The sequence below is a fragment of the Amycolatopsis sp. TNS106 genome, from assembly GCF_019330265.1.
GTDB lineage: Bacteria > Actinomycetota > Actinomycetes > Mycobacteriales > Pseudonocardiaceae > Amycolatopsis > Amycolatopsis lurida.
Genome location: NZ_CP024972.1, coordinates 6,184,806 through 6,208,054, shown reverse-complemented (window position 1 = coordinate 6,208,054; position 23,249 = coordinate 6,184,806). Strand labels below are relative to the sequence as shown.

General features: G+C 69.9%; 19 protein-coding genes. 13 read left to right on the top strand and 6 right to left on the bottom strand.

Going from position 1 to position 23,249, the window contains the following annotated elements:
* Positions 1-22: 22 nt before the first annotated feature.
* Both CVV72_RS28340 and CVV72_RS28335 read left to right on the top strand, forming a co-directional pair.
* Positions 23-877, top strand: coding sequence for a hypothetical protein (locus tag CVV72_RS28340; RefSeq protein ID WP_016330606.1), 855 nt, complete (start codon positions 23-25; stop codon positions 875-877).
* Positions 874-1,515, top strand: a complete 642-nt coding sequence (locus tag CVV72_RS28335) for an IclR family transcriptional regulator (protein WP_219146645.1) — start codon at positions 874-876, stop codon at positions 1,513-1,515. The genes CVV72_RS28340 and CVV72_RS28335 overlap by 4 nt, the downstream gene beginning before the upstream one ends.
* Positions 1,516-1,690: 175 nt before the next feature.
* Here CVV72_RS28335 and CVV72_RS28330 read toward each other — a convergent pair whose 3' ends face one another.
* The gene (locus CVV72_RS28330; protein WP_219146644.1) at positions 1,691-2,353 is read right to left on the bottom strand and encodes a DUF998 domain-containing protein; all 663 of its coding nucleotides are present in this window, start codon (positions 2,351-2,353) and stop codon (positions 1,691-1,693) included.
* 88 nt (positions 2,354-2,441) lie between these two features.
* The gene (locus tag CVV72_RS28325; RefSeq protein WP_219154181.1) at positions 2,442-3,029 is read right to left on the bottom strand and encodes a TMEM165/GDT1 family protein; all 588 of its coding nucleotides are present in this window, start codon (positions 3,027-3,029) and stop codon (positions 2,442-2,444) included.
* 187 nt (positions 3,030-3,216) lie between these two features.
* Between CVV72_RS28325 and CVV72_RS28320 the strand changes: the two genes are divergently transcribed.
* The 9 genes from CVV72_RS28320 (at position 3,217) to CVV72_RS28280 (ending at position 15,692) form a co-directional block, all read left to right on the top strand.
* Complete coding sequence (locus CVV72_RS28320; RefSeq protein ID WP_219146643.1) at positions 3,217-4,170, top strand: S41 family peptidase; 954 nt, start codon at positions 3,217-3,219, stop codon at positions 4,168-4,170.
* A gap of 81 nt (positions 4,171-4,251) precedes the next feature.
* The gene (locus CVV72_RS28315) at positions 4,252-5,763 is read left to right on the top strand and encodes a cytochrome ubiquinol oxidase subunit I (RefSeq protein WP_219146642.1); all 1,512 of its coding nucleotides are present in this window, start codon (positions 4,252-4,254) and stop codon (positions 5,761-5,763) included.
* A gap of 333 nt (positions 5,764-6,096) precedes the next feature.
* Positions 6,097-7,104 (top strand): cytochrome d ubiquinol oxidase subunit II, encoded by a 1,008-nt coding sequence (gene cydB, locus CVV72_RS28310; protein ID WP_219146640.1) that lies wholly within the window; start codon positions 6,097-6,099, stop codon positions 7,102-7,104.
* Entirely contained in the window at positions 7,101-10,343 is a 3,243-nt protein-coding gene (gene cydD, locus CVV72_RS28305; RefSeq protein WP_219146638.1) for a thiol reductant ABC exporter subunit CydD, read from the top strand. The genes cydB and cydD overlap by 4 nt, the downstream gene beginning before the upstream one ends.
* 14 nt (positions 10,344-10,357) lie before the next feature.
* Positions 10,358-11,503 carry a GAF domain-containing sensor histidine kinase gene (locus CVV72_RS28300; protein WP_219146636.1) on the top strand — a complete coding sequence of 382 codons (1,146 nt, stop codon included), beginning with the start codon at positions 10,358-10,360 and terminating at the stop codon, positions 11,501-11,503.
* Between the two features lie 134 nt (positions 11,504-11,637).
* On the top strand, positions 11,638-12,246 hold the full coding sequence (locus tag CVV72_RS28295; RefSeq protein ID WP_219146634.1) for an excalibur calcium-binding domain-containing protein: 609 nt from the start codon (positions 11,638-11,640) through the stop codon (positions 12,244-12,246).
* Positions 12,243-12,875: a class F sortase gene (locus CVV72_RS28290; protein ID WP_219146631.1), complete on the top strand. Its 633-nt coding sequence runs from the start codon at positions 12,243-12,245 to the stop codon at positions 12,873-12,875. Before CVV72_RS28295 ends, CVV72_RS28290 begins: the two co-directional genes overlap by 4 nt.
* A gap of 9 nt (positions 12,876-12,884) precedes the next feature.
* Complete coding sequence (locus tag CVV72_RS28285; RefSeq protein WP_219146629.1) at positions 12,885-13,511, top strand: histidine phosphatase family protein; 627 nt, start codon at positions 12,885-12,887, stop codon at positions 13,509-13,511.
* A 36-nt stretch (positions 13,512-13,547) separates the two neighbouring features.
* Complete coding sequence (locus CVV72_RS28280) at positions 13,548-15,692, top strand: ATP-binding protein (RefSeq protein WP_219146627.1); 2,145 nt, start codon at positions 13,548-13,550, stop codon at positions 15,690-15,692.
* On the opposite strand, the gene CVV72_RS28275 is transcribed toward CVV72_RS28280, so the two are convergent.
* The 4 genes from CVV72_RS28275 to CVV72_RS28260 all read right to left on the bottom strand — a co-directional run bounded on the left by CVV72_RS28275 (position 15,673) and on the right by CVV72_RS28260 (position 20,822).
* Positions 15,673-17,205, bottom strand: coding sequence for a hypothetical protein (locus tag CVV72_RS28275; RefSeq protein WP_255632293.1), 1,533 nt, complete (start codon positions 17,203-17,205; stop codon positions 15,673-15,675). The genes CVV72_RS28280 and CVV72_RS28275 overlap by 20 nt on opposite strands.
* Before the next feature lie 71 nt (positions 17,206-17,276).
* On the bottom strand, positions 17,277-17,903 hold the full coding sequence (locus CVV72_RS28270; protein WP_034309658.1) for a response regulator transcription factor: 627 nt from the start codon (positions 17,901-17,903) through the stop codon (positions 17,277-17,279).
* Between the two features lie 9 nt (positions 17,904-17,912).
* Positions 17,913-20,435 (bottom strand): M14 family zinc carboxypeptidase, encoded by a 2,523-nt coding sequence (locus CVV72_RS28265; RefSeq protein WP_219146623.1) that lies wholly within the window; start codon positions 20,433-20,435, stop codon positions 17,913-17,915.
* Positions 20,436-20,504: 69 nt separating this feature from the next.
* Positions 20,505-20,822 (bottom strand): nucleotide pyrophosphohydrolase, encoded by a 318-nt coding sequence (locus CVV72_RS28260; RefSeq protein WP_219146621.1) that lies wholly within the window; start codon positions 20,820-20,822, stop codon positions 20,505-20,507.
* Between the two features lie 120 nt (positions 20,823-20,942).
* Here CVV72_RS28260 and CVV72_RS28255 point away from each other — a divergent pair, with 120 nt between their 5' ends.
* Positions 20,943-21,833 carry a nitrate- and nitrite sensing domain-containing protein gene (locus CVV72_RS28255; protein WP_255632292.1) on the top strand — a complete coding sequence of 297 codons (891 nt, stop codon included), beginning with the start codon at positions 20,943-20,945 and terminating at the stop codon, positions 21,831-21,833.
* Positions 21,830-23,143, top strand: coding sequence for a hypothetical protein (locus tag CVV72_RS28250; RefSeq protein WP_219146619.1), 1,314 nt, complete (start codon positions 21,830-21,832; stop codon positions 23,141-23,143). The genes CVV72_RS28255 and CVV72_RS28250 overlap by 4 nt, the downstream gene beginning before the upstream one ends.
* Positions 23,144-23,249 lie beyond the last annotated feature (106 nt).

Here is a 23,249-nt window from a genome sequence, read left to right as displayed (position 1 = left end):
CGTGTCAGTCGTGTCAAGCGCTGTGGAACTCACGCCACCCGGCCCCCGAGGAATCCCTCCCCTGTTCGCGCGGCTCGTCGACGACTCGGCGTTGTTCCCGCCCGGCGAGGCGTCCATGCCCGAAGCGCTGCGAGCGCACTTCGCGTCGAGGGCCGGTGAACACTCCGGCGTCCTCGGTGTGTTCCTGTGCCAGGCGTCGCGGCTGCCCGAGCTCATCACGGAACTCATCAAGATCAAACCCAAGGAACCGCTGCCGCTGTCGCTCATCATCGACACCGGCCTCGGCGGCGTCCCGAAGGCGATCTCGATCGTCGAATCGCGCAGCGAGATCCTCAGCCTGCGCATGGTGGAGATGCCGGCGCCGTCGGACGTCGACGAGGTCTGGCTGGAGCGCGTCTCCGAGTTCGTGCCCGAGGACGTCATCCGCGTGGTCGAGCCGCGGCGCGGCGTCGGCTGGCTCGACGGCGTGCGGAAGGTGATCGAGCACGGCAGCTGGCCCAAGATCCGCTGCGGCGGCAAGGCTGGCGAGAACTTCCCCAGCGTCGACGAGGTCGCCGACTTCCTCGCGGTGGTCAGCGGCTCGACCGGGGCCTCGTTCAAGGCGACGAACAGCCTGCACCGCGCCGTCCGGCACACCGAGGAGTCGAGCGGTTTCACCCATCACGGGTTCTTGAACCTGATCGTGGCGTCCGCGCGCTGCCTTTCGGGCGGCGACGTGCGCGCCGCCCTCGAATCGACCGACGGCGCCGCGCTGGCCGCCGAGGCCAAGGGGATGTCGGACGAGGCGGCGAAGGCCGTTCGCGGGCTCTTCGCCTCGTACGCGGCGGCCTCGTTCGACGAGCCGGTCGCCGACCTCGGGGAACTCGGGTTGCTGTGACTCGTGAAGGGTCGCTGACCCTGGACCGCGGGCTCGCACTGCTCCAAGCGGTCGCGGACGCCGGTGGCGAGGCGGCGACGATCTCCGAGCTCGCCGTCGCCATCGGCGCGAGCCGGGCCGCCGTCTACCGGCTGCTCGTCCCGCTGTCCGAACGCGGCCTGGTGTGGCGCGACGGCAACAAGGTGCGGCTGGGTGTCGGCCTGCTCCGGCTCGCCGGGCAGGTCCTCCCGCAGCTGCGCGAGGCCGCGCGGCCGGTCTTGCGCGAGCTGGCGGAGAAGGTCGGCGCCACGGCACATCTGTCGGTCGCGCAGGGCGACCAGGTGCAGGCCGTCGCGGTCGTCGAACCGTCCTGGACGAGCTTCCACGTCGCCTACCGCGTCGGTACCCGGCATCCGCTGTCCGCCGGCGCCGCGGGCAAGGCGATCACGCTGCGTCCCGGCGGCGGAGAGGGCTGGGTCACCTCGTCCGGTGAACTGGAGGCCGGCGCGTCGGGTGTCGCCGCGCCCGTGCGCGGGGTGCCGGGCTTGAAGGCCAGCGTGGGTGTCGTGTCCCTCGAACCGCTGGACGCGTCGGTGGTGGGCCCGGCGGTCGTGGCGGCCGCCGTCCGGCTGGCCGAGGTGCTGAAACAGCCCGAGTAGCGCGTCAGCGTTGGTGAACCCGCGTCCGCGATCGACGTCGGCAGGGGCGCTGCCTGGTCATCCACGTCACGATGAGCGAACAGGGCGCCCTGCCACCGCGATAGCGGGGCCTTCGGCCAGGGCGGGTTCACTTTCGCTACTTTTGGCGATATATCTCAGCTCCGCCAACAGGCTCTCAGCGGTGGCTGAGCAGCGGGCGGACCATGGTCGCCAGCAGCGTGAGGTCGACCGCGAACAGCAGCCGCTCGAACAGGCCGAGCGTGACCTCCTGATGCGACGGGCCGGTCAGCATCGTCCAGACGAACCCGCCGAGCACGATCACCACCGCGGCGAAGCTGGCCACCGAAAGCCGCCGGATCGTCGTGCGGCGCGGTTCCCACGGGCATCGCGCCCGGCCAGGGCGGGTCAGCACCCAGGCGGCGCCGGGAAGCGCGAGGAACGCCGCCAGCGCCGCGTAGTTGTGGATCTGTCCGGCCAGCGAGCGGGCCTGGCCCTCGGGGTCGACGGGGACGAGCGCGAGAACGAAGAGCCCGGCACACCACACGCCGAGGAGAACGAGGACGGACTCATAGCCGCGGCGGTGCGCTTTCGCGATCCCACCCAGCAGCGCGAGCGAGCCGAACCCCAGCGCCAGGCACATCGCGCCGAACAGCGGGGCCGCCGTCGCGCCGGGCGAGAGGTAGCCGTAGACGTACTCGGACAGCGTCTGCCAGATCGGGCTGACCTGGCTGGACAGCCTCAAGTGCAGGTCGATCGAGATGGCGACGGCGACGGCCATGCCGAAGACCGCGAGCCTGCCGTGCACAGGGGAGACGGCGAGTGTCTTCGGCGAGGTCACGAACGGTTTCTCCAGGCACTTCGGGGCGGGTGTTCACCTTTTCGTTCCCGAAAGGTTACCCGGCGAACCTGTGAAAACCCCGTGCGCCTCAGAACACCAGCTGGGCCAGCGCGAACAGCGAGAACCCGGCGAAGACGAACCCGGCCACGCGCTGGATGAGCTTGGGGCGGATCCGGCTGCGGACCTTCGCGCCGATGAACACGGCGAGCCCGGCGACGGCGACAAGCGCGACGAAGGAGCCGAGCGCGACCGCGAACGGGTTCCCGAAGCGGGCCGTGAGACTGGCCGTCGCGAGCTGGGAGGCGTCGCCCCATTCGGCGGCGAACAGCACGCCGAACGACGTCAGCGCGGAGCGGAAGAAGGTCGCGGGGCTCGGCCCGGAACGCGACGCGTCCTCTCCGCCGTCCTTGCCGGGGCTGAACCCTTCGCGAAGGAGCATGAACGCCCCGATTCCGAACATCGCGGCGACGATCAAGGTCACCAGTGTCTCCGGCAGCAAAGTGAGCACACTGCCGAACGTGGCGGCGATCGCGGATTGCACGGCGAATGCGGCGGTGACTCCGGCGAATACCGGCCACGCGCGGAAACGGGTGGTGAGAACCAGGGTGGCGACGAGGGTCTTGTCCGGTAGCTCCACGGCCAGTACCAGGCCGAATGCGCTGATCAGCGCGAGCATCGAGCTGGACATGATGGTTCTTCACCCCTTTCACTGCAACGATAAAGGGGTGATTCGGAGAAAGGCAAGCTGATGGCTTTTCCGAATCGGCACGCCGGTGCGGGCGAATTGTATTTCGTGGCGGGGCGGAATTGAGGTTTCGGTAAACCGAATTCTTTTTTCAGGTCCGCTGGTAGCGTCCGGGAGCATGGACGAGAGAGCGCGGATCGAAGACGTGTGCACGCGGCTGAAGGAGCACTATGTGTTCCCCGACGTCGCCGAGAAGCTGACAGTGTTCCTCCGGGCGAGGCTGAGCGACGGCGCCTACGCGGGGCTCGACGATCAGGCGTTCGCCGTCGCGGTCACCCAGGACCTGCAGTCGGTCAACGGGGACAAGCATCTGCGGCTACGGCATCACGTCGACCCGTTGCCCGAGGTGGACGGCGAGTCGTTCGATCCAGAGCAGTACCGGCGCGAGGCGGAAGTGAACTGTCACGGCATCGCGTCGGCGCGGCGGCTGGCCGGGAACGTCGGCTACCTGGAGACGAAGCTCTTCTATGGGCCGGACATCGCCGGTGAGGCGCTGGCCGCGGCGATGACGCTGCTCGCGACCACCGACGCGCTGCTCATCGACGTCCGGGAGAACCGGGGCGGGGATCCGGCGGCGGTCGCGCTGCTGATCAGCTATCTGGTCGACGAGCCCACGCATTTCAACAGCATCTATCTGCGCGACGGCGACGTGACCAACCAGTTCTGGACGTTGCCCTACGTACCGGGCCGCAAGTTCGGCGCGGACAAGCCGGTGTGGGTGCTGACCGGGCCGACGACGTTCTCCGGTGCCGAGGATCTGAGCTACTCGTTGCAGCAACTGGGGCGGGCGAAGACGGTGGGCGCGGTCACCGGCGGCGGGGCGAATCCGCGGAAGCAGTACAAAGTGGACACTCATTTGGATGTCACCGTCCCTGGTGGACGGGCCGTGAGCCCGGTCACGGGGACCAACTGGGAAGGCGTCGGCGTTCAGCCCGACATCGCCGTCGACGTCGAGGCCGCTTTCGACACGGCCTACGCGTTGGCGCTGGCCCACGTGCTGACACTGGGGGACACGGGCGTGCGGCGGCAGGTCGCCGACGAGGCGCGACTCACACTCGCCGGCCTCGGCTGACCTGGGCGCGGGACCAACGTCCCGGCGAGATCGGGACCACTTGAACTGGCGGGCTCAACGGGCGTTGAGCAGGCTTGAGGCGTGGAAGTTCTCGATCTCGCTCGATGGCAGTTCGGCATCACCACCGTCTATCACTTCCTGATGGTCCCGCTGACCATCGGGCTTTCCGTGCTGGTCGCCGGGATGCAGACGGCCTGGGTCCGCACGGGTGATCAGCGGTACCTGAAGATGACCAAGTTCTGGGGGAAGCTCCTGCTGGTCAACTTCGCGATGGGCGTGGTCACCGGCATCGTGCAGGAGTTCCAGTTCGGGATGAACTGGAGCGCGTACTCGCGGTTCGTCGGTGACGTGTTCGGCGCGCCGCTGGCGATGGAGGGGCTCGTCGCGTTCTTCGTCGAGTCGACCTTCCTGGGGCTGTGGATCTTCGGCTGGGACAAACTGCCGAAGAAGGTCCACCTGGCGTGCGCGTGGGCGTACTCGCTGGCGACCGTGGCGTCCGCGTACTTCATCCTCGCGGCGAACTCGTGGATGCAGCATCCGGTCGGGGTCGAGTTCGTCGACGGGAAGCCGACGATGAACTCGATCTGGGCGGTGCTGACGAACAACACCGCGCTGGCCGCGATCCCGCACACGCTCGCGGGCGCCTTCTCGGTGGCGGCGGCGTTCCTGGTCGGTGTCGCGGGCTGGCAGCTGTGGCGCAAGCGTTCGGAGGACGACGAGCACCGCGCGGTGTGGCGTTCGTCGTTGCGTCTCGGCGGCTGGACCGGTGTGGTGGCGTTCGCGGTGCTGGCGATCACCGGCGATTTCCAGGGCAAGCTGATGTTCGAGCAGCAGCCGATGAAGATGGCGTCGGCGGAAGCGTTGTGTCACACGGAGAAACCGGCGAGCTTCTCGATCATCGCGATCGGCGACGTCCGGAACGCGAACTGCGAGGACGTCAAGACGTTCAACGTGCCCGCCCTGCTCTCGTTCCTGGCGCACAACGACTTCTCAACCGAGGTCAAGGGCGTGGAGAACCTGGTGACCGAGTACCAGGCGAAGTACGGCACGAACTACCCGGACGACCCGCAGCTCGGCTCGCTCGCGGGTAAGCCGATCGACTACGTGCCCAACCTGCCGGTGACCTACTGGGGTTTCCGCGCCATGATCGGCTTCGGCGCGATCTCGGCCGGGATCGGGCTGCTCGCGCTGTGGCTGACCCGGCGTGGGCGCATCCCCGGGCAGCGGTGGTTCCCGTGGCTCGTGCTCGGCGGGATCGCGACCCCGTTCATCGGCAACAGCGCCGGCTGGATCTTCACCGAGATGGGCCGTCAGCCGTTCGTGGTGGTGCCGAACCCGACCGGTGTCGACGGGGTGTGGATGTTCACCGCGCAGGCGGTCTCGAAGTTGTCCACAGGCGAGGTCTGGACGTCGCTGATCGCGCTGACGACCGTCTACGCGGTGCTCGGCGTGGTCGAAGTCTTCCTCATGCGGAAGTACGTCCGCGGCGGCGTGGACGCCGTCATGCCACCCAAGAAACCGGCCTCGACCAGCGAGAACAACGATTCGAAAGGCGGTGACGGCGATGACGACGCGCTGGCCTTCGCCTACTGATCGCCTCTTGACGTCACCTACCCAGCCCCCCGCCCTTCCCGGGGGACGGCCCCGCACCCAGCGTATCGGGGGTATCGCTCAGGCGGGTTACCCACAGCCGATCTGTGGACAACTTGAGCGGTTGTGGATAACTCAGGGCGACTGGGGCTGGACGGACGGCTTCCGGAGGTCGGGAAGCGTCGCGAAAGCCACTTTCGCGACGTCTGATGTCCCGAAAGTGGCTTTCGCGACATGGCGTGAGGCGGCAGAGCACGTCACCGGGCAGCCAGCTGAAGGCTCCCGTCGCCGCGTCGCGTGCGATGAAAGCGCCAAGCCCAGGAAAGTGAGCACCCGATGACCCTCGAAACGATCTGGTTCTGCGTCATCGCCCTGTTCTGGCTCGGCTACCTCTTCCTCGAAGGCTTCGACTTCGGCGTCGGCATGCTCATGCCGGTCCTCGCGAAGGACAACACCGAGCGCCGCGTCATGGTCAACACGATCGGCCCGGTCTGGGACGGCAACGAGGTCTGGCTGATCGTCGCCGGCGGCGCGATGTTCGCCGCGTTCCCCGGCTGGTACGCCTCCCTGTTCTCGGCCGCGTATCTCCCGCTCCTGGTCGTCCTGCTCGCCCTCATCGGCCGCGGCGTCGCGTTCGAATACCGCGGCAAGGTCGACTCCGATCGCTGGCGCCGCAACTGGGACCGCGTCATCGGCATCGGCTCGTGGATCCCGCCGTTCGGCGTCGGCCTCCTGCTGGCGACCACCGTCCTCGGCCTCCCGCTCGACGCCGACGGCGACCGGGTCGGCGGACCGTTCGCCGCCCTCAGTGTCGAAACGCTGCTCGGCGCGATCGCGGTCGTCGGGTTCTCGCTGGTCCACGGCGCCGCGTTCCTCGCGCTCAAGACCGAAGGCGACCTTCGCCATCGGGCGCGGAACCTGGCCACTCGCCTGCTCCCGGTCGCGCTGATGCCGTTGCTCGCGTTCCTCATCCTCGTGCAGCTGCGCTCGGGCGACCTGTGGACGCTGCTCCTCATCGGCGTCGCTGTCCTCGCGGCCGTCGTCGCGTGGTTCAGGATCCGTGCGGGCCGCGAAGGACAGGCGTTCGCCGCGCTCGGCGGGGTCATCGCGGCTTCCGCCGTCGCGATCTTCGTCGCCCTGTACCCGAACGTCCTGCCGTCCACAGCGGACCCGGCGAACACGTTGACGATCGCGGGCGAGGCGTCGAGTCCCTACACGCTGACCGTGATGACCTGGGTCGCGCTGTTCGGCGCTCCCGCCGTCCTGATCTACCAGGGTTGGACGTACTGGGTGTTCCGCAAGCGCATCGGCACCCGGCACATCCCACCGGTGCACGCACCATGACCGAACTTCCCGGCCGCGACACCCTTTCCGCCACGGAGTCCACAATGGACCCAGCGCGACCGGGGAAGGGTCCGCTCGGCGCGCTGGCTCCACTTTCGAGTGCGGCGCGCCGGGCGTTGATCCTCAGTGGAATCCTGTCCTTCGTCAACGCGGTCCTGCTGGTGGGACAGGCGTTCCTGCTGGCCGACGTCCTCTCCGCGGTCGTCCGCGGAACACCGGGGGACCGCACCGCCCAGCTGGCCGTGCTGCTCGCGCTCGTCGCGGGGCGCGCGGCGACCGGCTGGGCGGTGCGAATCGTTTCCGTTCGCGCGGCCGCTCGGGCGAAGGAGGAGCTGCGCGCCAAAGCTCTCGACCACGCCGTGAAACTCGGCCCGGAGTGGATCGCGCGCCGCGGTCACGGCGAGCTGACGTCGTTGACCACCAAGGGCCTCGACGCGCTCGACGCCTACTTCACCCAGTACCTTCCGGCATTGGTGACCGCCGCGATCGTGCCGCTCGCCGCCGGTGTCGCGATCCTGTTCGCCGACTGGCCCTCGGCCGCGCTCGTCGTGATCACCGTGCCGCTGGTCCCGCTGTTCGCGATCCTGATCGGCAAGCACACCGCCGAGCGGGTCGCCGAGGCCGCCGACGCCGAACAACGGCTGTCGGGTCATCTGCTGGAACTCGTCCGCGCGCTGCCGATCCTCAGCGCGTTCCGCCGCGCGGGGGCGCAGGCCGAGACGGTGCGGAAGATCTCCGAACGGCATCGCCGCACGACGCTCAAGACGTTGAAGGTCGCGTTCGCGTCGGCGTTCGCGCTGGAACTGATCGCGACGCTTTCGGTCGCGCTGGTCGCGGTCGTCATCGGCGTCCGGCTCGTCTCCGGTGAACTGTCGTTGGCCATCGGGCTCGGCGTCCTGATCCTCGTGCCCGAGTGCTACCAGCCGCTGCGCGCGGTCGGCGCCGCGTTCCACGCCAGCGAAGACGGTGTCGAGGCCGTGCGCCGCGTCGCGGACGTTCTGGCCGAACCGTTGCCGCCCACCGGTTCCGAGACACCTGCCCGGGGCGAAGTCGACGTCCGCGGACTGCGCGTCGCCAGGCGGGGAGGATTCGCGCCCGACGGGGAGACGTTCAGCGTCCGGCCCGGGGAGATCACCTGGTTGCGCGCGCCGAGCGGCGGCGGCAAATCGACGACGCTCGCCACCCTGCTCGGCTTCGTGCAGGCGCACGACGGGACGATCACCGTCGGCGGTACTGACCTCGCCGACGCAGACCTGGAGCGGTGGCGCGAGAACGTCGCCTGGGTGCCACAGTCGCCGGTGTTCGGCGGGGGGACCGTCCGCGAGGAGGCCGGCGGCGAAGACGTCCTCGCCGAACTCGGCCTCGCCGGGCTCGCCGAGCGGCCGGTTTCGAAGCTGTCACAGGGACAACGGCAGCGCGTCGCGGTGGCGCGGGCGCTGACGCGCGTCCGGTCGGGCGCGTGGCTGCTCCTGCTCGACGAACCCACCGCCCACCTCGACGAGGCCAGCGCCGCACTCGTCATGACCGCGGTCCGCAAAGCCGTCGACGAGGGTGCCGCCGCGATCATCGCCGCACACGAGCGCACTTCCGGTGTCGACATGTCGACCGAATCGGTGCTTCAGGCCGGAGTCGTGGAAGAGGCACGGACGACCAAGCCACTGCCCTGGCGCGACCTGCTGCACCCCAGGTTCTTCGGCGGCGCGCTGCTCGGTGCCGCCGCGTTGCTCGCCGGTGTCGCGCTGACCGCGCTTTCGGGCTGGCTGATCGCCAAGGCGTCGCAACAGCCGCCGATCCTGACCCTGACGGTGCTGATCGTCGGCGTGCGGACGTTCGGTCTCGCCCGCGCGGGGCTGCGCTACCTCGAACGGCTGGTCACGCACGACGCCGCCTTCCGGATCGCCGGGAGCCTGCGCGTGCGGCTGTGGAAGTCGCTGGTGCGGCTCGGGCCGGCACGGGCGCTTCGGGCCGGTGAGGAACAGCGGCGGCTCGTCGGCGACACCGACACCGTGCGCGACCTGCTCCCGCGCGTGATCACGCCGCTGGTCGTGGTCGCGTTGGTGGCCGTGGGCGCCGTCGCGGTCCAGGCCGTCGTGCTGCCCGAAGCCGGACTCGCGCTGGCCGCGGCCGTGCTGCTCAGCGCGTTCGCGCCGCTGCTCGCGCTCCGGGCGGAACGCCGCGCGACCAGTGCGCTGGCCGCCGGACGGCGTTCGGTGTCGGCGCAGGTGCTGAGCCTGTTCGAAGCCGCCGCCGAACTGATCGCGTACGGAGTCGACAAAGAACGACGTCGCCGAATCGCCACCACCGACGCCGCACTGACCGCCGAAGCGCGGCGACAGGCGTTCGGTGCCGGCGCGGCCGACGCCCTGATCATCCTGGCGACGGGGGCCGCCACCGTCGTGAGCACCGGGTTCGCCGTGAGCGCCGTCGCCGCCGGCGCGCTGAACCCGGTACTCGCGCCCGTGGTCGCCCTGGTGCCGCTCGCGCTGGCGGAGGTCCTCTCCCTTCTTCCGCCCGCCGCGCAGCATTGGGACACCCTGCGCCAGGCCCGTCTGCGCCTCGCCGCTTGCGATGAACGGGCCGTTCTCAGCAAGGAAAGCCCCGTTCCTAGCACCGGCGGGGTGCGGATCCGGAACGCCGACCTCGGCTGGCCCGGCACCGAGCGCCCGGTCCTCACCGGGGTCGACCTCGACATCGCGCCCGGTACGCACGTCGCCGTCGTCGGCCCTAGCGGCGCCGGGAAGTCGACGCTCGTCGCGGCCTTGCTCGGCTTCCTCAAGCCGAGCAAGGGTGACGTCGCCGCTCCCGAGAACGTCGCTTGGGCGCCGCAGGAACCGATGCTCGTCTCGACCACGGTCGCCGAGAACCTGCGGCTCGCTCAGCCGACAGCGTCCGAAGCAGACCTGCGGAAAGCCTTGTACCAAGCCGTTCTCGAGGACGTCGAGCTCACGACGATGCTCGACAGCGCGGGCGCCGGGCTCTCGGGCGGGCAGGCGCAGCGGGTCGCGCTGGCGCGTGCCGTCCTCGGCGCCGCGCGGGCCGATCTCGTGCTGCTCGACGAGCCCACCGCCCACCTCGACGAGCCGACCGCGCGCACCGTCCGCGAACGGCTCGGCGAAGCCCTCGCCGGGAAGACCGTCGTCCACGTCACGCACAACGCCGCCGAAGCCGACGGCGCGGACGTGATCCTGGAGGTGCGAGAGGGCCGGGTCACAGCGCGCACAAGGGCCGGAGCGGTCTAATGTCGATAGCGCTCATGGATCCCACGCTTGCCGCGCGCGCACTGTCCGCCGCCACCGAGATCACCGGCACCGCCCTGTCCGGCGAAGACCCGGGCGACGTGCTGGAGACCGTGGTCGCCCGCGCCGTCGAACTGGCCGAGGCCGACCTCGGTCTCGTCATGGTGCGCGCGGACGACGGCCAGGTGGTCGCGGAGGCCGCGCACGGGGACACCACCCAAGGGCTTCAAGGGCTGGCCTTTTCCGCCGACTCCGCCGCGGGCCAGGTCGCCAGGGGCGGGAAACCGGTGGTCAGCGAGGACTTCACCGTCGATCCCCGCACGGCGCCGTTCGTGCCGCCGGAGCTCCAGGGGTTCGGGCCTTTCGCCGCGTCGGCGTTCGGTGCGGGCGGGCGGGTCCTCGGCGCACTCACCGTGTACCGCCGCCACGGCGGGGAGCCGTTCTCCGCCAGCACGGTCGAGGTGCTCACCGCGTTCGCCGCGCAGGCGGGCGTGGTGCTGGCGCTGGCGGAAGGCGCCAACGCCCGGCATCGCGTGACCCTCTACCAGGAGCGCGAACGCATCGCGCGCGAACTGCACGACGTCATCGTGCAGCGGCTCTACGGCGCCGGGATGCAGCTCGACCGCGTCCGGAAGAACATGCGGAAACGCTTCGCGCAGGCCGACGGCGCACGGCTGTCCGAGGCGATCGACCAGCTCGACCAGACCATCGAAGAGATCCGCGGCACTGTGCGCGCCCTGCGCAGCCCGGAACCCGCGAACCAGACGGTCACCGCCACCGACCTCGCCGAGTCCGCACGGGGCGAAGTGCGCATCGCGGGGGAACTGCTCGGCTACCCGCCGACCCTCGAACTTTCGGGGGAGCTGGCCGACATCCCCGCCGAACAGGCGGACCACATCCGCGCCGCCCTGCGGGAAGCACTGTCCAATGTGGTCAGGCATTCCGGAGCGAGCGAGACCCGCGTGACGCTCAGCCGTGACGCGGAAGGCGTCAAACTTCGCGTGCGGGACAACGGATCCGGCGTCCCGCAGGGCGTGGCCAAACGCGGCCTCCGTCATCTCGCCGAACGCGCGACGACGTCCGGTGGACGCTTCTCGATCAATTCTTCCCCGAGCCTGGGGACCTTGGTCGCTTTCGACGTTCCACTCGATCAGCCCGTGTGAAATTAACGGGTCTTTGTCGCTCGTTGGAGTGACAGTTCGCGATTTCTGATTAATCCGTAACAGTTGGGGCCGGAGCGCGACTGTAAGTGCATCGAACGCGCTCGGAGCGCGAATTCCCTAGGAAAGGACTTCTCATGTCCTCGGTTCGTCGCGCCCTCGGCACGGCCGTCATCCTTGCCGGATTCTCCTTGTTCGGCCCCGCTTCCGTGGCGTTCGCGCTGGCGGAGGCGCCCGCGATCGCCGACCTGGATTGCGGGAACTTCCGGTTCCAGGAAGACGCTCAGGCCGAACTCGAAAAGGACCGGTCCGATCCGCACAACCTGGACAACGACAACGACGGAATCGCTTGCGAAACGCTTCGCAAGCGTGGAACGGGGCCGGCCGAATCGAGCACGCCCACCACGCCGCCGGTCGTCACGGAAACGCGGACGCCACGGGCGACCGACAAGGATTGCGCCGATTTCCCCTCGCAGGCCGCCGCGCAGGCCGAGCTCAAGAAGAATCCGCGAGACCCGCACAAGCTCGACGGTGACCACGACGGGTACGCCTGCGAATCCCGGTTCGGCGAACCCGCGAAATCGGGTCAGGTCAAGGTCAAACCCGTCGGTGGCGTCGCGACCGGCGGCGGAGAGGCCAACGGCGGTTTCCTGGAGGTCGCCACGGTCGCGCTGACCGGCGCGGCGCTGCTGACCGCGACGGCCGCGGGCGCGTCCCTGGTCCTTCGGCGGCGTGCGGAGCGATGATCCGGCCTTCCTGGCGCCGGTGGCCGTTCCCGCTGGTCATCGGCACGCTCATCGGGGTGGTGCTCGCGGCCGCCCTGACCGCGTGCACCGTCCCTCCGCCGGGCAGGGTCGCCTCGCCCGCGTCGCCGCCGACGGTGTCCACGGCGGCCTCGGTGCCGTCGGTGGTCTCGCCGCTCGCGCCCGCGCGACCGGCGCGGCTCGAGATCCCGGCGATCGGGGTCCGCACCGGCGAGATCATCGACCTCGGCCTGGCCGGTGACGGCACCCTGGAGGTGCCGCACGACGCGATCACCACCGGCTGGTTCACCGGGGGCCCGGCACCCGGCGAGATCGGGCCCGCCGTCCTCGCCGGGCACGTCGACTACAAGAAGGTCCCCGGCGTCTTCGTCCGGCTCAAGGAACTCGAGGCCGGCGACGAAGCCCTCGTCCACCGCGCGGACGGGATCACCGCGGTGTTCACCGTGTACGCCGTCGAACGGCATTCGAAGACGTCCTTCCCCACGGAGAAGGTCTATGGCGACACAACCGGGCCCGAACTCCGCCTGATCACCTGCGGCGGGGATTTCGACTCGTCGACCGGCAACTACCTCGACAACGTCGTCGCCTTCGCGAAACTGACCCGCGTTTAGATTCGGGGGATGCGCACCGTCTACGTCGTCACGCATCCCGAGGCCACCCACCATGTCGATCGTCTGGTGGGCGGATGGTTCGACTCGGAACTCACGCCCGCCGGAGAACGCGCGGCCGTCTCGATCGCCGAGTCGCTGCGGGCGAAGGTGCCGGACGAGGTGGAGCTCTACTCCTCGGATCTGCGCCGCACCGCCCGGACCGCGGAAGTGATCGGCGAACGGCTCGGGGTGGCCCCGATCCTGGACCGGCGGCTGCGCGAGAAGTCGTACGGGGAAGCCGGTGGCAAACCGCAGGAATGGCTGGACGGCCGGTTCGTCCCGCCTCCCGCCGTCGGCGACCGGCTGGGACACGACGAAGGAATCCCGGGCGCCGAAACCAAAGGAGCGATGGCCGCGAGGGTGTACGCGGCCATGGAGTCGATCCTGGAAAGCCGCTGCGAGCACCAGATCGTCGTCACGCACGGTGGCGCGCTCACGTTCGTGCTCGCCGCGTGGATCCGGATGCCGCTCGAATCGGCCGGATACGTCGACTTCCGCGGTTCACCCGGCAGCGTCACGATGCTGCGTGAGGACGACTTCTTCCACAACCGGCAGGTGGTGGTCGGCCATCTCCCGACCGGGGAGGCCGATCGTTGATAGCCTCGGTACCAGCCGTGACGAGGGGAACACGCCGTGTGGGAAGCCGTTCTGGGCGAGGCCGTGAAGGCGCTGGCGGTCGGCGCCGCCGGCGGGGTGAAGGACCTGGTGGCCAAGCGGCTCGCCCGGCGCCGCACCGCACAGGACGTCGAGGCGCTGCTCGCGGATCCCGGCAGTGCCGAACGGGCGGTCCGGGAACTGGTCGAGACCGATCCCGAATTCGCCGAACGGTTGCGAGAGCTCCTCGCGGGAAGCGGTACCGGCGTTCGCGATGTGCCGGGCGCGCCCGCGCATTTCGTCGACCGGGAAAGGGAACGGCGAAGCGCTTCGGGGCCGGGCGTCCACGTCATCACCGGTCCGCGCGGGGCAGGCAAGAGCGCGCTCGTGTACCGGCTCGCGGACGACCTCCGCGATCGGTACCCGGATCAGGTCTACGTCGATCTCGCGGACTATCGCGACGGCACCGTGCTGCGCCGCTCGGAGGTGGCGACGAGGGTCCTGCGCGCGCTCGGGGTCGAGCCGAATCTGGTGACCACGAACACCGCCGAGCTGTGGGCCCAGTACCGGTCGGTCACCGCCCGGCGCCGGTTCCTCCTGGCACTGGACAACGCCGAAGTGGCCGCGGACATCCGCGAACTGATCCCCTCGTCGCCGTCGAGCCTGGTGCTGGTGACCGCCATCCGCCAGGACGACGACCTGCTGACCGGCAACGTCGCTCCGCCGATCGAGCTGGAATCCCTCGACCGGGATTTCGCGCTCGAACTCCTCGGCAAGGCGTCGGACCCGCCGGCCATCGAGGCGGAACGCGACTCCGCCGCCGAACTCGCCGCGCTGTGCGACCACATGCCGTTCGCCCTGGTGCAGGCCGGTGTGCGGATCCGCAAACGCCTGCGGCGCGGCCCCGGCGCGGTCGCCTCGGTACTGGCCGATTTCCGGCGGACCGGGGTGCTCGGCGGAGTCGACGTCATCGCGATGGCGTTCGAGCAGTCGTTCGCCGAGTTGTCCGCCGACGCCGCGGAACTCTGCGAAGTGCTGGCGGCCCATCCCGGCCCCGACTTCACGACGGCGTCGGCGACCGCGGTCTTCGGCAAACCCGCCGAAGACGCGCTCGACGAACTCGCGGACGCCGGGTTCCTGGCGCCCACGGGCACTCCCCGGCAGCGGCTGTTCAACCTGATCCGCGAGGGGGCGCGCCGGCGCGGGAGCCGGGACGCCGCGACCGATCGGGCGCTGGTCTTCTTCCGCGATCAGGCCGTCGCCGCGGACCACCTCACCAGTCCGGATCGTCTGCGCCGCTACGCGCCGGTTTCCGTGCCCCCGCCGGATTTCGAGGGTAAGCCGCCGCTCGACTGGGTCGAGGACGCCCGGGAAACCTATGGCGCGCTGGCATATCAGGCTTTCGAGCGAAAACGGGACGTCGAACTCGGGCAGATCTGCGGCGCGCTGGAAGTGCTCATGCTCAACCGTGGGCACCACCGGCTCTTCGCTCATATCAATCACTGGGGGCTGCTCGCGGCGAGGCGGTATGGCGATCCGGCCCTGACCACGAGGATCCTCAGCCAGCAGGGCCGCACCTTCTTCCTGCTGCACGAGTTCGACCGCGCCCAGCCGCTGCTGGAGGAGGCGCTCGAAACGGTCCGGACCCTGGACGACCCGGCGCTGGAGTCCTCCGTGCAGGAGTTCTGCGGCCGGTTCCACGAAGAGAAGGGGCTCCTCCCGGCCGCCGCGGACTTCCTTTGGCGAGCCGTGACGCTGGACCGCGCGATGGCCGACGCGGGCCGCCGGTCACTCGGCATCCACAGCCGCATGCTGGCGAACGTGCTGCTGAAGGCCGGCGCGTACGAGCACGTCTGGGCGTTGCTCGCCGAGTCCGCGCGGCAGTTCCCCGCGTCCGACGGCCGGAACCTGGGCAGGGTGTGCCTGGTGCGGGCCAAGTACCTCCGGACGATCGGCCACCACGACGACGCCGAACGCGAATTGCTCGAGGCGTGGCGGCTGGTGTCCGGCGCGACGCAGTACACGGCCGAGTTCGAGGAGGAGTTCGGCAGGCTTTTCGCGGCTCGGGGGGACCACGGCCGGGCGCATACGCACTTCCAGCGCGCCTGGCAGACGTACTTCGACGCGGGGCATCCGCGGGAGGCCGAGTTCCGTTCGGTCCTGGCTAACAGCGGGAGACGGTGACCGGCCGCCCGCTGACCGTGTGCGTTCCTTCGACGTCCGCCTGCGAGGCGAGCAGAAGGTGGAGATGACTCGCCAGGAGGGTCGGGTCGATTTCCGCTGACAGCAGGAAATCGCCGCTGTCCCGGACCCGCGCGAGACAGCCGCCGGGGGCGGGAGCGGCGACGAGCCGGGCGAGCGGCCACTGGGTGAGCAACTCGTCGAACCGGTCCGGGTCCTCGGCGAACACGATGGCCGCACCGTCCAGGTCGCGCAGGGTCGCTTGATCCGCGTGGGCGAGAACATGCCGCCGGCGCAGGCCTTCCGGCCGGGTGGACGCGGGAAAGCGCACCAGTTTCCCGGTTTCGTCGAACCCGGCGGCGAGCGCGGCCACCGGATGGGCCACCGGTGCCGGATCCGGCACGGGTGGGAAGGCGGGACGGGGATCCGGCCGCCTCAGGTCCAGGAGGTCGTAGAGCACATCGCCCAGCCGCTGACCGCTCGCGGCGGCCTCGACGGCTTGGCCGACGATCGGCCGGTAGCGCTCCGGCGAGTGGTTCTCGATGGCCGCGTCGATCTGCTCGCGCAACCCCGTGTCCGCCACTTCGGCCGCGGCCCGCGTCAGCATCGCGAGGGGCGAGTCGTCCACCGTCGTGGTCGCCGCGGACGGGGCGAGGAGCACGGGTTTGCCCGCCGCGGCGGCGTACAGCGCGGCGGAACCCTGATCGGAGAGCACGCAATCCGCCGCCAGCAGCGCGGCCTGCCAGCCGTGGTCCGGGGGAATGAGCGTGAGCCCCGCGGCGAGTTCCGGCCGGAGCCACGACTCCAGCTGCCACGGGCCGTGCGCCGCCCACACCCCCGGATGCAGGGTGAGGACGAGCTGGAAGTCGTCGAGCGGCAGTTCGCTCAGCAGCCGGTGGGGCAGCCGGGGATACCTGGCGTAGAGCGAATGCCGGCCCCAGGTCGACGCGATCACGACGACCTTCCGGTCGCCGGCACCGAGCGCGGCGCGGTAAGCCGCCACCCGGTGTCTGCTCGCCATCATCCGGTCGTGACAGGGATCGCCGACGACGACCGCCCGGTCCAGCGCCTCCGGGCAAGCCGACTTCAGCTGCTCCCGTTGCACGGAATGCGAAAGCGCGATCGCCGCTGGGATCACCCGGTCGTGGTGCCTGAGCCGATCCGGGTCCATCCCCGACGTGACTCGCCTGCCCGGGTAGTACTTCTGGTAACCGATCCCGTGCGGGACCAGCAGAATCGGCCCGTTCAGCTCGTGAAGGGCGTCGTTCTCGCTCGCCGCGAGGATGAGGTCGAAGGTGTTCTTCGTGGCCTGTTCCCACGGGGTGACGGCGACCCGCAGCGCCCGCAACGCGTCACTCACCCCGGCCGAAAGGATCCCCGGCCGCGCCTCGTCGAAGGTGAAGGTCGTCTGGATCCGGAGATCGGCGCTCGTCAGGGTCAGGATGTCCTGAATCCGGTTCAACGTCGTCAACGTCCGGACGACCACGAGGAGCTGCCGTTCGGGAGCGTTCGTCAACCAGGAACGGAAGCCCGGCTCAACCGGGACCTTCGGCCAAAACGACGGGGGGGGGAAGCCGTTTTCGCGCACTACCTGTCCCGGCGCGCGATCCACGCCGCGGCCTGCGTGCGGCGCTGCATGCCCAGCTTCGCGAGGACCGAGGTCACGTAGTTCTTCACCGTCTTCTCGGCGAGGAACAGGCGTTCCGCGATCTCGCGGTTGGACATGCCCTGCCCGATCAGCTCCAGCACCTCACGCTCGCGTTCGGTGAGGGAACCGAGCTCGTCCTCCGGCGGATGCCGCAGCTTGTCGAGCACCCGTGCCGTCGACAGCGGGTCGAGCAGCGACCGGCCCGCCGCGACCTCGCGGACCGCGTTGACGACGTCCTGGCCGCGGACCTGTTTCAGCAGGTACCCGGCCGCGCCCGCCATGATCGCGCCGACCATGGCCTCCTCGTCGTCGAACGCGGTCAGCATCAGGCACTGCGGCGGGTTCGGCTTCGACCGCAACTCGCGGCAGAGCGCGATACCGTCGCCGTCGCCGAGCCGCACGTCGACCACCGCGACGTCCGGCTCGACGTGCATCGCCACGGCCAGGGCTTCGTCGACCCCGCTCGCTTCGGCGACGACCTCGATGTCGGGCTCGTCGGTGAGGAGGTCACGCAGGCCGCGCCTCACCACCTCGTGGTCGTCGATGAGCAGCACCTGGATCGGCATACCCCCACGTTACTTCGCGGCGGCCCAGTAAATCGCCTTGGCCACCTGCGAGTACAAGCCCTTCGGGTGATCGCGGAAGAGCGGTTCGGTGCCGAACAGCACCGCCCGCCCGCCGAGCCCCGAGGTCCCGGACACGACCGCGGCCTGCCCCGCCGCCTGCAGCGGGCCGCCCGTTCCGTCGTCCTGGGTCCGCCAATGGCCCGCGACCAGCGGATTCCCGCTCGCGTAGCGCTGCTCGACGCTGACCGAGGAGCCGAGATCGGTGAACCAGAACGGCCCGTAGACGAACGAGTCCGGCAGCGCGCCGCTCCCCACCGGGCCGGTCCCGTTGACCACCGACACGACGCCGTTCCCGTCTTCCCAGCCCGCCACCGGACGCGCTTCGAGAAGTCCCACGTCGGTGTTGAACCGCGCGCCCGTGGCACCGCGCGTGACCACGCCGCCGCGAGCGAGGAAGGCACGCAAAGCGTCCTTCGCGGCCGGGGCGAGATCGGTGTAGCGCAGTCCCGATGAGACGAACAGGAGGTCCACCTTGGACCAGTCGAACCCGGCGTCGAGCACCGCCGCCGACACCGGCCGCACGTCGAAGCCCATGTCCCGCAGCGCTTTCAGCTCGTCGGGTCCGACGGCGGCCGCGATGGTCTTCCGCGTCAACGGCGTCGCCGTCCCGCGTGCTTCGGTGAACCGGACGCCGTAGCGGTCCGCCACCTCGGCGGCCGCCGGGCGGGCCGACGCGGGGACGACGATCGTGCCGTCGTCCGTCCGCCCCAGCGCGAGGCCCCGGTTCAGCAGGTCGTTGACGGCGCTGACGTCCTTGCCGTCGACGAGTTTCAGCGCGAGGTCACGGCCGGGCGCGGCGTCGACGCCGCCGGTCGGCGACGCGGCGATGACGTCGTGCGCCCGGACGTCGAGCCTGCCCTGCTTGACGATGTCGACCGAAGCGCCCCACAGCAGGCGGTGGCTCCAGCCGGAGATGTCGTACATGACCGGCACCTTCGCCGAGATGTCGCTGCCCTGCTCCAGCATCACGTTCGCCAGGCCGCGTTTCGGCTGGTGCATGTCGACCACGTACGAACCGGCCGGATACCGGCGCCCGGCCAGCGAGAACGGGCGATCCGCCTGCCGCACGCGGACGTCGTTGGCCACCAGGTGGTCGACGAGACGCGAGGCGGCGACGGCCGAACGCTGATCCGCGCCGGAGGGGATGACGTACGCGCGCGGGAACTCCGTGCGGTAGCGGTCTTCCGGCCCGAAGCCGGGTACGAACCCGTCGGGGATCTCGCGCTGCGCTTCACCGGCCGTGCCACGGCGGAACATCTCGATCTGGTTCGCGATGAGCTCACCGCGGTTGCGGTCGACGTAGTTCAGCGTGCTGCCGATGGTGGCCTCGACGACCTCGGTGTTGATCACCGCGCGCCGCTGGAGTTCGGCCACCGGCTGCGTTTCGTAATCCGCGTTGTTGACCCGCATCGGGACTTCGATCGTGAACGACACCGCGCCGTGGTACATCGCGTACTGGGCGGTGTAGATCGGCGCCCAGCCGTCCCAGCTGCCGGGTTCGTAGTCGCGGAAGGGGATCTCGGGCTTCGCCGTCTCCGGCCGCCCGAGTGCCTTGACCGCCTGCTCCATGCCGAGCCCGTTGGCGTACCCGTGCTTGAGGTAGAGGTCGAAATCGTAGTTCTGGCCGTGCGGCGGGGTGGTCGGCTCGATGAGCGTGTTCGCGACGTAGCCGTGTTCGTCCAGCATCATCAGCGGCTGCTTGCCGATGGCGATCCCGCGCATGGCCCGCACCTCCGGCTGCGACGCGGTGACGAAATCGCGGTTGGGATCGAAACCCTGCGACGTCTGCCGCGTGCCGGCGACCCGGCCGTCCGGATTGGCCGTGACGTTGAAGTAGAAGCGGTTCCGTTTCAGCAGTTCGGCGGTCTGGCGGTCGTTCGACGTCGCCAGCTTCTCGATGACGCGGAGCGCGCCGTCGGTACCTTCCCATTCGTTGCCGTGGATGTTGTTGTTGATCCACACCGGCGCCTTGTAGCCGTGGCGCAGGAACGGGTCGCGGGCGGCGCGGGTGGGGTCGTTCTCGATCAGCGACCGCCAAGCGTCCTGCCGCCGCGTCTCGGCCGGGCTCTCCGGCGCGGTGATCGTCACCAGGTAGAGGTCCCGGCCGAGGCCGGACTGCCCGGCGATCTCGACGGAGATCCGGTCGCTGCGCGCCTGCAACGCGTTCAGCTTCGGCGCGATCGCGTGATACGGCGCGAGCCCGAGCTTGATCGACTTGTCGGCGGTGTTCTCCGGGTGGACGCGCAGCTTGGTCTTGCGCGGATAGCCGGAATGGTCGCCCGCGAGGTTCTCGCCCGCCGCGGCCCGCGCGACGCTCATCGGCTGATCGGTCGCGGCGACTTCGTTGCGTTCCGGCCCGTTGCCCGGGTCCCGATGCGTCGTCGGCGGCGGCGGCGTTGCGTACGCCGGCGCGGCGACCGCGCTCAGTGACAGCACGAGGGCGAGGAACACGGTGCGAGCCGAACGCGACAAGGGCCACCTCCAGGGAACGTCGGCACAGTGTTTCCGCCGAACGAACGCCCCACAAGACCCGAAAGGCGGCTAACCGGGCGCCGGGAAGCGGATTTCGTTCCGGTCGATCTTGGCGTTCGCCGCCTCGATCAGGTCCACCCCGAGGCTGTTCGCGAGCTGGATGAGGTACAGCGTGACGTCGGCGATCTCGTCGACGACGTTGTGGGCCAGTTCGGGGTCGGAACGCCACTCCGCGGACTCCTCCGGAGTGAGCCACTGGAACAGCGAAGTCAGCTCGCCGACTTCGCCGGACAGCGCCATGACCAGGTTCTTCGGGGTGTGGAACGGTTCCCAGGCCCGTGCCGCGGCGAAGTCGCGGAGGCGCTGGTTGAGATCGTCGAGTGTCACGTGCCGTGCCTACCAGATCGTCACGGTGCGCTAACGGCCGTATGGCGGACGAGCGTTGACGTGCAAAGTGCAACTTGCATAACGTCGCTCGGCGTCGGGAGACCATCCGGAAGGAAAGTCTTGACGTATCAGCGAAGCCTTCGGTCTCGCGTGCTCTCCATCGCGTTCGTGCCGAGCGCGGCCCTCGTGCTCGTCGCGTTGTTCATCGGCGGATTTCTCGTCCAGCAGGCCATCGAGGACCGCGACGACGCCGAGAACGGAGCGGTCACCCTCGCCGAGGCGAGCCGAGGGATCGCGTCGTTGCAGCGGGAGCGGGCGGTCGCCTTGAAGGCGCCCGGCAGCCGCTCCGCCACCTACACCGCGTACGCCGATCGCATCGACGCCTCGCTTTCCTCCCTGCGCGAGATCGCGCGGGCGGCACCCGACGCCGAGGTCGGCTACCAGCAGACGATCGCCGTCGAACTGCTCACCGCGGTCGAAGGCATGGACCGCAGCGATGCCCTCGCGGTCGCCGGGATCGACGACGCGGGGCGGCGCGACTACGCCGCCGCCGTGGGCGCCTACCGGTCCAGGCTCGACGCGATCGCCGGAAAGCTGACGGAAAGTAGTCGCCAGACCTACCGGGATCTCGTCGGGAGCGAGGACTGGGGCCGGTTCGGCGCGGTCGAAAGCGCGTTGAGCGCGGCGACGCCGCCGCCCGTCGGCCAGGCCGCCTGGCGGGTCGCGGCCGACGTCGTCGGCCGGACCCTCGGCGATCTCGCCGCGCGGCAGATCGAGTACTCGGCGCAGCTCGCGATCGACGGCGGGCGCCGGGTGCTGAGTGGCGCGCTCGCCGCCGCCGGGGCGATTTCGCTGCTCGCGGGGGTGGTCTCGGCGATCGTCATGCAGCTCGCCCGGCGGCTGCCGATGACGACGCTGACCTGGTCACACCTGGTGAGCGATTACGCCGAAAAGAGCACGCTGTTGGCCCACACGAGTCGGCGAAGCGGTCGGGCAGACTTGTCCGGGTGAGTTCCCCGACGGATCTGCGCCCCTACCTGCGTACCTTGGACGCGGAAACGCTGGCGGACCTGCTGCACGCCCAAGCCGAGCGTGACCCTGCGTTACGGCAGGCGCTGGAGAACCGCTTCGCCACCCAGGGGAGTGACGTGGCTGAGGCGCACCGCCTCCTCGACACCGCCGTGCTGGCGGGCAACGTCGAGTACGCCGCGAAGGTCGGTTCCGTCCTTGACACGCTTCAGCGGCTTCTCGACGCAGGAAGCCGGGCCGATCTCGCCCCGCTCGCCCGCCGGACCGTGGACGACATCAGCGAGATGCTGGAGCAGATCGACGACGCCTCGGGCGAGGTCGCCGATCGGCTGGACCGGGCCGTCGAGCTGTACGCGCGGGCCTGTGTGGCGCATCCGCCGGATCCGGAGAGTCTGGCCGACTGGATCCTCGAAGTGGAGTTCGACGGCCCCGGCTGGCCGGTCATCGAGCTGGCCGACTTCGCCTCCGCGTTGGGAGACAAGGGGATAGCGCGAATAAAGTCCACTGTGGACAGCGTGCTGGCCGAGCAGCCGTCCGGTGCGCGACGCGAGACCGCCGAGCGGCTGCGCGAGGAGCTGGCGGAGGTGTCCGGCGACGTCGACGCGCTCGTCGCGATTCTCGCCGCCAAGCCGCCGCGGGTGGACGTCAGTCTCAAGATCGTGCGCGTGCTGCGCGCGGCGGGACGGCACAGCGAGGCCATCGCGCATGCGGCGCGGGCGCTCACACAGGACAAGAAGGAGGAGGCTCCTCCACCCGAGGACGAGCCGGTTCCCTTGTCGCGCAAGGGCTTCGACGAGAAGCCCACGGCCGCGACGTACCTCGCGCTGCGCGAGGAGTCGCTGGAAACGGGGCGCTGGGTCGCGCAGCGGAAGGCCGCGCTGGCCCGGTTGCGTGAACTCGCCGCGGGGAGCACGGAGGCCGCCGACGAACTCGTCCGCGCGTTGCTCGGCGAGGACCGCGCCGACGAGGCATGGCGGGCCGCGGTGCGATTCGAGGCGTCTTTGCCGGTGCGTGTCGAACTCGCGGATTCCCGTTCCGTCGCCCATCCGGCCGAAACCATTCCCGTGTACCGGGACCATGTCGAAGAATTGATCACGCGCAAGGATCCGAACGCCTACCGCGAGGCGGCCCGGCAACTGCGCAAACTGCGCACGGCGCACAAAAAGGCCGGTACGGCTGAAGAATTCAGTTCGTACCTCGGCACATTGGTGGAAATACACAAACGCAAGACGCGGCTGATCGCCGAGGTCAAAGCGGCGAGAATCGCGATTCCCAAACCGGTCAGGGCGTAACCGCGCCCGCCGCCTGTCGTTATTCAAGCGAACCGAGGAAACCCGGCGAAGAGGTCGAAGTCGCGGTGGTCGGTGAACCGGTGTCCGCCCGCGTCCGGGACCCCGT

Coding starts and splice junctions, on each gene's coding strand:
- cydD (WP_219146638.1), top strand. CDS start 7,101: ATGACCGAACTTCCCGGCCGCGACACCCTTTCCGCCACGGAGTCCACA.
- CVV72_RS28325 (WP_219154181.1), bottom strand. CDS start 3,029: ATGCTCGCGCTGATCAGCGCATTCGGCCTGGTACTGGCCGTGGAGCTA.
- CVV72_RS28290 (WP_219146631.1), top strand. CDS start 12,243: ATGATCCGGCCTTCCTGGCGCCGGTGGCCGTTCCCGCTGGTCATCGGC.
- CVV72_RS28270 (WP_034309658.1), bottom strand. CDS start 17,903: ATGCCGATCCAGGTGCTGCTCATCGACGACCACGAGGTGGTGAGGCGC.
- CVV72_RS28295 (WP_219146634.1), top strand. CDS start 11,638: ATGTCCTCGGTTCGTCGCGCCCTCGGCACGGCCGTCATCCTTGCCGGA.
- CVV72_RS28300 (WP_219146636.1), top strand. CDS start 10,358: ATGGATCCCACGCTTGCCGCGCGCGCACTGTCCGCCGCCACCGAGATC.
- cydB (WP_219146640.1), top strand. CDS start 6,097: ATGACCCTCGAAACGATCTGGTTCTGCGTCATCGCCCTGTTCTGGCTC.
- CVV72_RS28285 (WP_219146629.1), top strand. CDS start 12,885: ATGCGCACCGTCTACGTCGTCACGCATCCCGAGGCCACCCACCATGTC.
- CVV72_RS28320 (WP_219146643.1), top strand. CDS start 3,217: ATGGACGAGAGAGCGCGGATCGAAGACGTGTGCACGCGGCTGAAGGAG.